This is a genomic window from Chryseotalea sanaruensis (assembly GCF_003990915.1).
Classification (GTDB): Bacteria; Bacteroidota; Bacteroidia; order Cytophagales; family Cyclobacteriaceae; genus Chryseotalea; species Chryseotalea sanaruensis.
The window spans coordinates 1-13,216 of record NZ_BHXQ01000003.1 but is presented as its reverse complement, the minus strand read 5'-3'; the positions used below and the strand labels follow the sequence as shown (position 1 = coordinate 13,216).

Sequence of the window (13,216 nt, the reverse complement as noted above, 5' to 3'; positions counted from 1 at the left end):
TATTAATGATGATGACCACCCGGACCGTGTACATGCCCGTGAGAAATTTCTTCTGCTGTGGCGTTACGCACTTCCATTACTTCTACATCAAAGTTAAGTTCTACGCCAGCCAGTTCGTGATTTGCATCAACAGTTACAGATTCTGTATCAACTGCGGTTACTGTTACAACCTGACCTTGATTGGTTTGAAATTTCATACCTGGAGAAACCGCTTCACCACCAAATGCTTTTAAAGGCACTTGTTGTACCATGGCAGGATCTTTTATACCATATCCTTTTTCAGGCGATACTCTAATCTGGAGTTTGTCTCCTTTCTTTTTACCCTCAAGGCCTTCTTCCATACCTAAAATCAGGTTCCCAATACCCTGAATGTAGTATAGCGGCTCACGTCCACTGCTGCTGTCAAGGATTTTGCCACTGTTATCCGTTAATGTGTAATGAATAGCGGCTACTGTGTTTTTTGTTATCTGCATGATATCTGTTTAAGGATGCAATTTAAGAATTATTTCATTTTCCTTATTCGTTTTGGATTGTACCAGAGCCAGAAGCCTGACACACTGAGGATTAACAATCCTAATCCTAATATACTTGTATAACCCAGTTTAAACCAGCCGCCATTGCTATTAAAAGCTACATCTAATAGAGAGCCATCGTGAATTTGCTCGATAATGTCTGACTTGCGCAGGTTAATAGCCAATACCCTTGCCGTTGCGCCATCTATTTGTACTTCATAAAAATTACCTTTGAACGAGACTTTTACCGTTCCTTTATCTGCCCGTACATCCATGCGATCTATAGTAGTATTTAACGAAGAATCTTGCCTGTAGAGTGCCAGCTGTGCTGCTGAAGCAAGCGTATCAAGCGATTTCCAATCTATCAGGTTAGCAGAACTACCTTTTTCAGTATTGGGTAAGATGTAACCACCACTATGTTTTTTCCAACCCAGCAACACACCAGTTGCTGCTATGGTAAAAAAGAAGATGACCAACACCGAACCAATGTAACGATGAAGCTTTCGATACTGACGTGTGCGCTTTACTATGTTTTCCAGCAATGACATGTGTAATTTATTAAAATGGTTGCTTCCTATTTTTAAACTTTAATGTCGTTTAGTTAAACCCTTTTTATGGCCTCACCTCCAATCCTCTCCAGAGGAGAGGATGAATATGGAAGCTTAACTAGACGACATTGGTTTTTTAATTTTAATGTTACAGAAAACAACCATTTGTATGAGTAATTGTATTTATTGATGCAAAGAAATTAAAATTTTACTGTAAGTGATATTACCATATTTCTTCCGGGTGCTACAATACCTGAGCTATACGGACGATATCGTTTATCCGTAATATTTTCCAATCCTGCTCCAATGATAATCTTATCATTCGCCTGGTAATTTGCTTTGAAGTTAAGTGTATACCAACCGGGTGAATAAGGGTCACCATTTTCATCCTTCGCATAAATTTCAGGCTTACCTTGTTCTTCCTGCGGAAGATCGCTGAATTTTCGCTCACCACTGTATTGTGCATAGAACTGCATCGTTACATGCTTAGTGTTGTAGGTGAGGCGAGTAAGACCAAACCAAGGAGCTGCATGTCTTGACGGACTTGTTGTACCATCATCTAATTCTTCTTCACCTTTCTGATAATTAAATTTTGACGACAACATAAATTCTTCTGAAAGCTTGATCTCTATATTGGCTTGCAAACCAAACACAGTAGCAACTGCTGCATTCTGGATGGCCTCAACTTTACTCAGTTCTCCATCATATACAATACTGTCTTCACCGTTCAACAAAAAATCGCGCCTTACCATGGCATTTTCAAGCATGGTATAATAAGCTGTTAAATCAGTTTTTACTCTCGTTCCAAATACTTTTACCAAACTGATTTCTCCGTTATAAGCATATTCCGATTCTAAATCCGGATTAGGAATGGTTACAGCACCATCGGCAGAATCAAAAACCTTTCCGAGGTCGTCAACATTAGGTGATCTAAAACCGGTAGAACCATTTACACTTAGGATAAAATGATTTGAGATTTTACTAACTAATCCAGTACTTCCGGTAAGGGCACCTTTATTAACTTCGGCAGTTGTAAACGGGAATGGATAAAAGGAAGTGTCGAATGTTGCATCCAGCATAAACTGATTGTAACGTGCACCAACTTGCAATGTGGTTTTCTCTGATAAGGTATGCTGATAGTTTGCATAAGCAGCATACGAAGCCCAGGTTGCTTGCGGATAGCGTGCAGGGCCAGCACCACGCACACCTGTTGCGATGTTTTCATTAATGCCTGTTGAGGTAACATCGTCCGAAACAAATTCAAGTCCGTAAAACAAAGTGCCGATTTGCAACGCCTTAACAAAATCAAAGTTAGCTGAATAAGCCTGCACCGCTTCAATTCGAGTTTCGCGACTTGGTCTGTTAATGTCACGACTGATTCTACTTTCTTCAAAACCCTGATGTGCAAGACGTATAGCCAATTGGTTGTAAAGTGCATTCGCTTGCTTATGCGTAACAGACAGGTTTGTCATGTTCCACATTTGTGGCCCGTAAGACCATTCTCCATAGCGGGGCAATCCGTTGCGGTAGCGAACATGTCTGTCGTAGCGCGAATATTCTGATGTGGTAGAGTAGTGCAAACCCAGTTGTATGTCCCAGGCTTTGCTGGGTACAAAACGCACTTTCTGCATTACGTTGATTTGCGAATAACCTGATGGACGTTGAATTAAGGGATCGTCATTGGTGACAATAACATCTACACTATCCTGACGATTAACATAAAATGGTCTCAGATATTCGGCTGGTCCGTGTTTTCCCATTTTCAAATCACCAAAATCATTCGAACTAAAACTTGTTACAAGTGCCCACTTTTTCCAACCGGCATTGACATCGAAATGAAAAGTGTTCTCCTTATTAGCAGAAGCGTAGCGTGCCACTGCTTTGCCGGAAGTAAAAGTTCTCCCGTTGCTGGCAAGCTGTGGTGTTAGTGTCTGGAAACTCATTACACCACCAATAGCATCGCTGCCATAGATGACAGAACCGGGACCAAACAACACTTCGGTTTGTTCTGTAGCAAAAGGATCCAGGCTGATAACATTTTGCAAATTGCCGCTTCTGAATATAGCTGTGTTCATGCGAATACCATCCACAGCATACAATAGACGGTTTGTAGAAAAGCCCCTGATCATTGGACTTCCGCCACCTTGCTGACTTTTCTGAATAAATACATCTCCAGACGCGCCCAATAAGTCAGCAGCTGTTTGTGGGTTTTGTAAAGCCATGTCCCGATTACTAATACTTGAAATCCTTGAAGGAAGATTTGCTGAACCCTGACTCCAGCGTGTTCCCGAAACGACAATCTCTTCCAGGGCAAGCGGATCTTCTGCCAGGGTAAGCATGTAATTATTTGCTTTAAGTACAGTCATTGAAATGCGCTGAGTCTTTTAGCCAAGCATTTGTATGTTGATAAATTCAGCAGCTATTAATTCGTCTAGCGTTGCTTCACCACGCTCGTTACTAACGATTTGTTTCTGTTTGGCATCATCAAAAATTACAGCACCAACAATAGGGCGTTGTGTTGCTTCATCTTTAATAAGTATTGTTTGTGCTGCGGCAGGAATAGAACCAGCCAGCAATAGCCATAGTAATAATTTCTTCATAGAAAATGGAAATGAGTGATGCACCTCGGCTAACCAAAGTACAGGAAATAATTATCCAGATATTTTTAAACAGCGCTGATTGTATTCGAAACCAATGTCGTTTAGTTAAGTCTTTTTATTGGCCTCACCTCAAACCCTCTCCAAAGGAGAGGATGACTAAGGGCTTACCTAAACGACACTGTTTTTGTAAACCAGAAGTTCAAAAACAATCGAGTATTGTGAGCATGTAAAAATCTTACACAGATTTTTTTAAATCAGTGTTCAACGATTTTGCTCACAGCATCTATGAAACTTCGGGTGGTGGATAGAGAATCAGAAGATATGTATTTGAGAGTTGGCCTTCAAATAAGGTGTGATGTTCTGCTAGATGAAACACCGATGAAACAGTGGCGGTGCTAACAATACTTTGTATGTATTCGTATTTTTTATGAACTGACTTATTGTTTTTGTTTTTAGATTGTTCCTGATCCGTGATGGCTTTTACTTCCTGTTCGAAGTCGGCAACCAATTTAGACTCTGCAATGTCGTGGAAGCAGGTAAAGATTAAAGAATCTCCTTTTATCTCCTGGCGCAGTATGTCGTACATGTTGCTTTGGTGGTAGATTTCCTTCCCTTCATCTTTAAAAGCAATGCGAGAAGATTTATGAAAAGCCAGCCTGACAATGCTTCCTTCGCCTTTCTGGATTAGTTTTTCTTTCACCTCTTTGCGTATGGCACTAACGCCTAGCTCAAAAGTGACGATAAAACCGGCACTTTGGTAGAGCAGTAAGGTGATCAGTCCAATGGAAAGTAAGCGCAACACATTCGAAAGAGCGTATTTTTAAGGACTTTTCATACGATTTTGACGGTGGAGGTCCTTAAATTTTGTAGTCGGCATATTTGTGTCTCCTAATTTATGGCCCTGACAGAGGGTTTCTTTAAAATTGCTTGCGGATCATCAGACCCGTACTGGTAATAAGCACATACTGATCGAGATCAAAAATTAATTCCTGATTGATAATTTCAAGATTTCCACCGATTATCCAGTTGTTGATTAGAGATTTTTGGAACACTATACCCAGGCGTTGTGTTTTCAGTTTAAATAATTGATCATCACTAAGTCCGGAGGAATTCTGAATTCTACGCTCATCGGGAGAATAGCCAGCGCCTGCATTCAGGCTTACATAAGTGTTATTATCTTTAAAGTATTTTCTAAAGGTTAATGCAAGACTATACGAAGTGCCAATTTCTTTTTCAGGCATAATATAAGACCGCAGTGTGATTAAGTTACTTTTAAAATACCAGGAGGCTGAAGTTGTAAGTATAGTTCTGATATTATCAGTATTAAAATAGAGATTGCGAAGGCCTCCGGAAAACTCCAGACTTTTTGGAACCCTAAAAAATAGCTCAGCACCACTTCTATGTTGCGGATAGAGATTGCTATTGGAATATCCATAATTTAAATAGGCATATACACCATTGTAAATTCTCGGATAGACCTCTACTTCGGGTTGAATGCCCGATTGGTTAAAGCGTCTGGAATAATTCAATCGAGCCAATGCACTTCCCCAATGCGCGGTTCTGGATAGCTGAAGCGATAAATTTTGGGCTGGATCAAAATAGCGACTAAACCAGTCAATACCATAGTTAACCCCACCGGTGAATTTCAGTTTGTCTGATTGTATTGCCTTACGCAATGCGGCAGCTTCATTGTTTCCGGGATTTATGGCGAGCAGGTCATTCAGAATGACAAGGGCTTCTTCATCTCGTGCTAACTTGTTTAATGAAAATGCTTTTTTTAAAAGCAGGTCGTTATTAACAGGAAATAAGTTTAAAGCCTGATTACATATGTTGAGTGCTGTTTGAAAATTACTGCTCCAGATTTCAACATCGGTTAATGCCATAAAGGCATCCTCGTTTTTTGGAGACTTACTTAAAACCAATTGCAGTTCTTCCCGTGCCTCGGTAAAACGATTATCCCAGGAAAGAGTTCGCGCATACAATATCCTGACGTCAAAGTAGTCTGGATTATTCCTTAGAATAAACTGAAGCATCTCCCGTGCTTCTTCCCGCTGCTGGTTGAAGGCCTTTGCCCTGGCTTGTTGAAAAATATCATCTGCATTAAGTGTGCGCCAGTCAATTTCATTTTTTTGAGCATGTAACAATACTGATGCAAACAACATGACCAACAATACCAGAGCCCTGATGATTTGACTAATTTGATTTTTCGTCCTCATATCAATCTTTCGTCATGTGTTTATCTGACAAGCTCATTTTTCTTTTTGTACTGGACAAAACCCTGGCGTGACATTTCTCCCCAGCTTTTTTTGCCTTTTATCAGATCGAAATTTCCTTTCAATCCCCACCACACTACACGCGGATGAAACCATAAGGGCTCAATTAATGCAGTGCCAATCATTTTAATAATGTCTCTTTTTTGAGTGTACTTGTAATAAGAAGTTTCTTCCGAGAAAAGCGAGAACATGGAGATGAAGAAAGCAAATGCATAAACAGCCAATGTAATGGCGAAGAAGAAGATCCAGTTTATTTTTCCAATACATGCAAGCGTTAAAAAATAAAGCAAACCTGAAAACTCCACAAAGGGTGCTAGCCATTCAAAAAAGAACCAAAACGGATAACTAACCAGACCCATCAAACCATACTTTGGATTGAAGAATAAATAGCGATGCAACTTAAGTACTTCGAAAGTGCCACGCGCCCATCTGTTTCTTTGTCTTCCCAGTATCTGGTAGGAGGCAGGCGCTTCTGTCCAGCAAAGCGGATCTGGAATATAGGTCACTTTGTAAGGAAAATTATGTTTGTGCATATACACACGCATTCTCACCACTAACTCCATATCTTCTCCCACTGTATTATGGTTGTAGCCCCCACATTTTACGGCAATATCACGTTTGAATAATCCGAAGGCTCCTGAAATAAGCAGAAGACCATTGAGTTTGCTCCACGCCATACGTCCTAATAAAAAAGCACGTATATATTCAAGCACCTGAAATCTGGCTATTTGTATCTGTGGCAATTTCACTTCCACTAGCCTACCATCTTCAACAATACAAGAGTTGGCAATTCTTACTACACCACCGCTTGCAATAACTGGTTTAGTGGATTCCAGAAATGGTTTTACCATTTTTAAAAGTGCATCCGGTTCTATGATGCAGTCCACATCGATACAAGCGACTAAATCTTTTTTTGAAACATTAAGTCCGACATTTAATGCATCTGCTTTTCCACCATTTTCTTTATCAACAACAGTAAGTTTTTTAAAGGCACGGTTCTGCGATTTGTAAATACCCCTTACTGGTTTGGTAGCGATGGTATATTGCAAATCAAAAGGAACGATTACGAGGTTAAAAGCTTCAATCATTTTATTCAGCGTATCATCCTTACTGCCATCATTAATAATTATGATTTCATAATTGTTGTACATGATCGACATAAGTGATTTAACATTATCAATAATGGTCAGGCCTTCATTATACGCGGGAGCAATAAGAGAAATACCAGGAGTCAGGGGAGAAGAAAGTATATTTCTGAAATCAGTAAAATGGTTTCTCTGAATGTATTTGCGCAATTCATACTGCGATAATGCAGCAAGTATTAAATACGCCAGTGTTATGGAAATGCCATATGCCAGAATAAGAGTGTTAATTGTAAAGAAAAATATTTCCCAGAATGAAAACATCATGAGACGATTAGTTAAGAAAAGTATTATTTACATGGGCAATCATTTGTTGTATTGCTACTTGTTTATCTTTTTCGAGCACTTGTATATGTTGTTCAGTGCCATTCAATTGTTCCAACGCCCGCACTGTAGCAAGCCTCACTTCATAATCAGGATGCGATAAAAATGGTGTCAGGAATTTACTGTGTATATCAGGATCTCCAATGGAGGCCATGGTATTCATCAGCCTGATGCTTATTTGATCATAATCCCAGGTGTTGCTCAATATTTCCGCGAGCGGAGTAGCATATTCTTGCCCTGCCATGTCGCAGATAGCATCCGCAGCTAGTAAGGCAATGTCTTTGTCAGCTTCTGATAATAGTAATAGCAGATCCGGAACTGATTCAATTTGCCTGAATAGACGTGTCATTTTTATACTAAAAGAACGCACACTCCGATTCGAATGATTAAACCAAAGACTAAAATTCGGAAGTTTTCGTGCATCGAGTGTAAGTAAATGTTTATGAATGTTTATTTCTATCCAGGGTGTAATTTCACCTTTGTAATCATTAATAAAATTGAAAGAGTTATTCTTTGATAAACGAATAAGTGCCAGAATGCTCTCTTCCCGAATTGTCTGTTGAGGAGCCGAAAGCAGTTGCTCAATTTGGAGGATAGCATTGGAATAATCCATTTCTGCTAACTCTCTAATGCCACGGGCTTTAGTTACCCACGATATACTTTTTAGTTTCTTTAAACTGTTCTTGTGCAGTTCAAGATTTAAGTAGACAGCGTAAATATTATCTGCCGAAGTGCCTACTACATTCTTTCGTACGTGAATTAATTCATCAATCAGCACTTGTTGACCAAAAACTGAGTGAATGTTTTTATTTAATTCAGTTAAAGCTAAATCAGATTCCTGATCCGACCGGTTTTTCTCCTGAACACTTATTCCGTAGATAATCTCCCGGAATAGCTGCTTAAACTTTTCTTCTTTTTTAAGGTGATAGGATTTTACAAGCCGACTAATTAAAATAAAAAGAACTAAAGCAATGCTTAACAGAAGTAAGATTACGGAAATGGAAAGAAGTATATTGACTTCTTCCGAAAAAGCCTGTATCAGATAAGTCAAAGTAAAGTACTTCATTGACTGCTCAGAATTCGTTTTACCCTTATGGCAAGCTCTGCCAGGCTGAAAGGTTTGGATATAAAATCAGTAGCACCCATTTGAAAGGCTTGTAGCACAGTATCTTCTAATCCTTCCGCTGATAAAATGATAATTGGGGTACTTCGCTTTAGCGTTTCCCGAATGTATTGCGTTATTTCTATACCTGAGCAATAGGGCATGTGAATATCTGTAATGACCAGATCAAAATGCATATCATTCAATATGGCCTTTGCGTCACGTCCATTATTGACAACAGAAACCTCTCCAAGCTTTTCACGGGTTAATTTAAAGCGGATCATGCTTACAACGGCTTCATCATCATCGCAAATCAGTATTTTCATTGTTTTAAGTGCTCGTTAAAATCGACTTACAAAATTTATATAATATGCAATATTTTTAATTCTTAATATATTTAGAATTCATTTTTGTCCAATAATTTTCGAACCCAAGTGTGAAAAAACTTATATCGACTCTGCCAAAGCTTAATTTGAATAGCCTGAGGCTTCAATACGCACTTTTTATCGGCACTTTGTTACTTACCATTGTGGGTAGTCAGGTAGTTATTCAGTACGATCTAAGCATGCAAAACGATGATGCTAAGCTAATCAACCTGGCGGGACGACAACGTATGTTAAGTCAGCGAATCTCCAAACTTGTTTATTATTTAAATCAGTACGGTGAAGAAGACAATTACAAAGTAGACTCATTGATTAGTTTGGTTAATCGCTTTGAACAAGTCCAGGTGGCATTAATGCAAGGCGATGAATTGTTGAATGTTAGTGAAAGCCATTCAGCAACTATCGATTCTTTATTGAAAGCTAATGAAGTTCATCTTCAAAAAATAGTACAGGCCTGCAGGAATATAATTGCAAATACCGACTCCCTTACTATGGCTGCAAGTGTTGATGTGCTTGAACAGCATGAACTCCCTTTCTTATTGACAATGGAGGCAACAGTAGCTACCTACCAGCGAGAGGCAGAAGAGAAGCTAAACTACATAAAAAAAGTTGAGATTGTGTTAGCCTCCTTTGCTATGCTGCTGATGATTGGAGAGCTGATTTTTATTTTCTTACCCATGATTAAACGCATCACAGCCAACAACCGGATGTTGAATGACTTAAACATGGAGCTGGCCGTCTCTAATAAAGAACTACAAGCAACCGAAGAAGAGTTGCGTAGTAATATGGAGCAGATGACTGTGATTCAGGAGCATTTAGAAGCAAGAGAACAGCAATACAGGGGTTTAGTAGAAGGGGCCTCAGATATGATTTTTGAATTGGATGCCGAAGGTAGATTCACCTTTGTTAACCTGGTAATGGAAGGAATAACCGGTTACTCTAAATTAGAACTTTCCAATACCTATTATTGGGATCTTATTCTGGCAGATCAAAAAACAAGTGTAGTAGATTTTTACAGAAAGCAAAGCAGGAGCCGACAAGAGAATTCTTATCTGGAGTTACCAATTGTTTCAAGGCAAGGTGAAATCGTTTGGATAGGTCAGAATGTGAGAATGTTTTTTAAAGAAAATTCTGACCGTGTATGGAAGGTCAGTTCGGTGGCCAGAGATGTAACCCAGCGCGTTTTAACGGAACGAAACCTGCGGGTGAGTGAAGAGCGTTTCAGAACCTTAGCGGAGAAAGCACCTATTGGTATTTTTCAAACTGATAAAAATGGAAATGCTGTATACATGAATCAGCGCTGGGCAGAGATTGCAGAGATGGAACTAAGCCTGGCTATGGGAAGCGGATGGGCTGGCGCTGTATATGAAGAAGATCGGGATCCGGTTTTTACAGCGTGGCAAATGGCAGTAGATCAATCAACAGAGTTTTCTGAACTTTTCCGTCTGTTAACTCCTACCCGTAGTGTGCGCTGGGTGAGAGGTAAAGCTACGCCTTTAAAGGATGCTGATAATCAAGTGATAGGATATATTGGTACCATCAATGATGTTACTGATATTAAACTTGCGCAGGAACGAATTGAAGAAAGCGAAAAACACTATAGATTAATTTCAGAAAACTCCAGCGATGTAATTAGTCTGCATTCGCTTGACAGTACATTTACTTTTGTAACAGCTTCTATTAAGAATCTGCACGGTTATGAGCCAGAAGAAGTGATAGGAAAGAAAGCGCACGATTTTATGCATCCTGAAGATGCAGCCGGTTTCGATGGCAATGAATTAATAAGCCAACTCAATCAACTCAGTGAATTGCCTCCGGTCCAGTTCAGGATATTGACCAAACAAGGGCAAATAGTATGGGGAGAGAATATAATTAAACCTGTTTTTGCTAACGGAATTTTGTCTGGTTTTCAATCATCAGTAAGAGACATTTCAAAACGTAAACTGGCAGAAGAAGCTTTGAAGAAGGCTAAGGAAGAGGCAGAAGAGGCAACCAAAGCCAAATCTCAATTCTTATCAATGATGAGCCATGAGATACGTACCCCGATGAATGCCATCATTGGGCTTACTAATTTATTACTTCAAGAAGAACCAAGACCTGATCAAAAAGAGAGTTTGAAATTACTTAAATTTTCAGGTGATAACTTACTGACCATCATCAACGACATTCTTGATTTTAGTAAAATAGAAGCGGGTAAAATTGTAATGGAGCAGATTGATTTTGATCTGCACCAATTGATTCAGAATATTGTTAACATGCTGAAGAATCGCGCAAGCGAAAAAGGCATCCAATTATTTTTTGCCTTCGACACAAGTGTGCCCAGAATTATCGTTGGTGATCCCGTTCGCATCAGTCAGGTTATAACCAATCTTTTGGGTAACGCGATTAAGTTTACCGAGAAGGGTTATGTAGAAATCAGGGTATCGTATCAGGGCACGAATGGCAGCCAGGAACTTTTGCAAGTAACGGTGAAGGACACAGGCATTGGTATACCGGCTGAAAACGTAAATCAGATCTTTGAAAGTTTTACACAAGCCAGTGAAGACACTACCAGAAAATTTGGGGGCACAGGTTTAGGGCTTTCCATTACCAAACGTTTGCTGGATATTATGAACAGCAGCATTAAAGTAGATAGTAAGCTTGGTTATGGATCTGCTTTTTCGTTTTTACTCACCGTACCCGAAGGAAACGCGGAAAAGGTAAATACGACTCAACATCAATTAAATCAACAACCTGAAAAAGTAAGTGGCAGAGTTTTGTTGGCTGAAGATAATCGCGTTAATCAGATTGTGGCGAGTAACTTTTTAAAGAAATGGGGAATAGAAATTGATATAGCCAGCAATGGTCTTGAGGCTGTGCAAATGATTCAGAACAAGTCCTATCAACTGGTACTGATGGATATCCAGATGCCACAAATGGATGGTTTTGAAGCAACAAAAATTATTCGAGCCATGGATACAGACAGCTATTTTAAAAAAATACCCATCATCGCCCTCACAGCTTCAGCCATGTCGGAAGTCAGAGATCAAGTTACTGAGGCGGGTATGAATGATTACATTACTAAGCCTTTTGACCCTGATGATTTACAGACCAAAATCTTTCACTACTTAGATCATACCGAAAAACAGGTTCATGGAAACAACGGCTCGGCAAGAACCAAAAGAAATTTAGGTGTTGATTTTGATCTGTATACTGAAGGAGATCCTGATTTTAAAAGAGAATTTGTTTCATTGATGTTAAAAAATCTTGACGAGCTTAAATTAGCACTAGAGTCGGCCTTGCAAACCAGAAATGCTGAAGTTTATACTAAAGCAGTGCACAAAGTTCGTACAACAGTATTTATTTTGGGAGACGGTGAATTTTCGAGCTTGATCGTTGAATTAAAAAATAACATTGAAGAGCGGGGTTTTGAAGGCATTTCTGGGAATATTGAAGATTTTAACAGACTTTGGCTAAGTATAAAAGAAGGGCTGGAAGAGGAGATGGGAATTGTATAAATTCTGATTTTTGTTTTTGCCAAGAAGTAAACTTTGTAGATATTTGCATCCCGTTAAGGAAAACCAGTGCCTTAAATGCTTAAAAATGCCTTAGTGGCGGAACTGGTAGACGCGCACGACTCAAAATCGTGTACCGTAAGGTGTGCCGGTTCGATTCCGGCCTGAGGTACTTTAGATTAAAGCCTTCAACTTTTAAAGTTGAAGGCTTTTTTGTTGGTTACAGATGGGGTTTTTAAAGCCTCGTTTGGAAGCAAATTATTCTTCGTCTAACTTTTGTTTTCTATCTCTTTCAGGTTCTTCAACCTCTGTTTTTTTCTTTTAACAGTGAGTTTATTTAAAATGAGGTCGTTATATGATATTTTTGGTCAGCATTGGTGCGAGCTGACATTCGTTGTGATTTGCTTTGAATAAACGATCTTTGACAACAGTATCTGACCTGAGACTCGAACCCAGAAGTTGTGATTTGCTTTCAACAAACGATCTTTGACAACTTCACTGCTCTCATATCCACAGGCGCTCCAGTTGTGATTTGCTTTCAACAAACGATCTTTAACAACGTATGCATTGCGCCATACCTTTCGGCACTTGTTGTGATTTGCTTTCAACAAACGATCTTTGACAACGAACCTGTACCTGATTGTGTACTAACCCCCTATAAGTTGGACAGAATTGTTGTTTAAAATGTGTATTGCTTGTCGGTTTTCCTGCTCATCTTCTAAGCAAAAGTATGTGTCTGGATCAGCCGAGTCAAGGCTGGTACAGAGCGAATGATTTTGTGTTTGATTTTTTAAGGAATCATTCGGCCTTGACTCGACTGCTCCAGCCACCTGTCCGC

At 39.4% G+C, this 13,216-nt stretch carries 11 protein-coding genes and 1 tRNA gene; 2 read left to right on the top strand and 10 right to left on the bottom strand.

Going from position 1 to position 13,216, the window contains the following annotated elements; all coding sequences use genetic code 11:
- Positions 1 to 2: 2 nt before the first annotated feature.
- From SanaruYs_RS07895 to SanaruYs_RS07860, 9 genes are all read right to left on the bottom strand, one after another.
- Positions 3 to 473, bottom strand: a complete 471-nt coding sequence (locus SanaruYs_RS07895; RefSeq protein ID WP_127122013.1) for an FKBP-type peptidyl-prolyl cis-trans isomerase — start codon at positions 471 to 473, stop codon at positions 3 to 5.
- Positions 474 to 502: 29 nt separating this feature from the next.
- On the bottom strand, positions 503 to 1,060 hold the full coding sequence (locus SanaruYs_RS07890) for a PepSY domain-containing protein (protein ID WP_127122012.1): 558 nt from the start codon (positions 1,058 to 1,060) through the stop codon (positions 503 to 505).
- A 200-nt stretch (positions 1,061 to 1,260) separates the two neighbouring features.
- Positions 1,261 to 3,426, bottom strand: coding sequence for a TonB-dependent receptor plug domain-containing protein (locus SanaruYs_RS07885; protein ID WP_246011874.1), 2,166 nt, complete (start codon positions 3,424 to 3,426; stop codon positions 1,261 to 1,263).
- Positions 3,427 to 3,444: 18 nt separating this feature from the next.
- Positions 3,445 to 3,660, bottom strand: coding sequence for a hypothetical protein (locus SanaruYs_RS20315; protein ID WP_246011873.1), 216 nt, complete (start codon positions 3,658 to 3,660; stop codon positions 3,445 to 3,447).
- A 283-nt stretch (positions 3,661 to 3,943) separates the two neighbouring features.
- Entirely contained in the window at positions 3,944 to 4,462 is a 519-nt protein-coding gene (locus SanaruYs_RS07880; protein ID WP_127122011.1) for a hypothetical protein, read from the bottom strand.
- 115 nt (positions 4,463 to 4,577) lie between these two features.
- Entirely contained in the window at positions 4,578 to 5,876 is a 1,299-nt protein-coding gene (locus SanaruYs_RS07875; RefSeq protein WP_127122010.1) for a YaiO family outer membrane beta-barrel protein, read from the bottom strand.
- 20 nt (positions 5,877 to 5,896) lie between these two features.
- Positions 5,897 to 7,342 (bottom strand): glycosyltransferase family 2 protein, encoded by a 1,446-nt coding sequence (locus SanaruYs_RS07870; protein ID WP_127122009.1) that lies wholly within the window; start codon positions 7,340 to 7,342, stop codon positions 5,897 to 5,899.
- Between the two features lie 7 nt (positions 7,343 to 7,349).
- Positions 7,350 to 8,465, bottom strand: coding sequence for a HEAT repeat domain-containing protein (locus SanaruYs_RS07865; RefSeq protein WP_127122008.1), 1,116 nt, complete (start codon positions 8,463 to 8,465; stop codon positions 7,350 to 7,352).
- Positions 8,462 to 8,827, bottom strand: a complete 366-nt coding sequence (locus SanaruYs_RS07860; RefSeq protein ID WP_127122007.1) for a response regulator transcription factor — start codon at positions 8,825 to 8,827, stop codon at positions 8,462 to 8,464. Before SanaruYs_RS07860 ends, SanaruYs_RS07865 begins: the two co-directional genes overlap by 4 nt.
- Positions 8,828 to 8,937: 110 nt before the next feature.
- Here SanaruYs_RS07860 and SanaruYs_RS07855 point away from each other — a divergent pair, with 110 nt between their 5' ends.
- Positions 8,938 to 12,381, top strand: a complete 3,444-nt coding sequence (locus SanaruYs_RS07855) for a PAS domain S-box protein (RefSeq protein WP_127122006.1) — start codon at positions 8,938 to 8,940, stop codon at positions 12,379 to 12,381.
- 87 nt (positions 12,382 to 12,468) lie between these two features.
- Positions 12,469 to 12,550 (top strand) — tRNA-Leu (locus SanaruYs_RS07850).
- Between the two features lie 475 nt (positions 12,551 to 13,025).
- Here SanaruYs_RS07850 and SanaruYs_RS20245 read toward each other — a convergent pair.
- Positions 13,026 to 13,216, bottom strand: a 191-nt coding sequence (locus tag SanaruYs_RS20245; RefSeq protein WP_218022400.1) for a hypothetical protein, incomplete at its 5' end; no start/stop codon positions are given.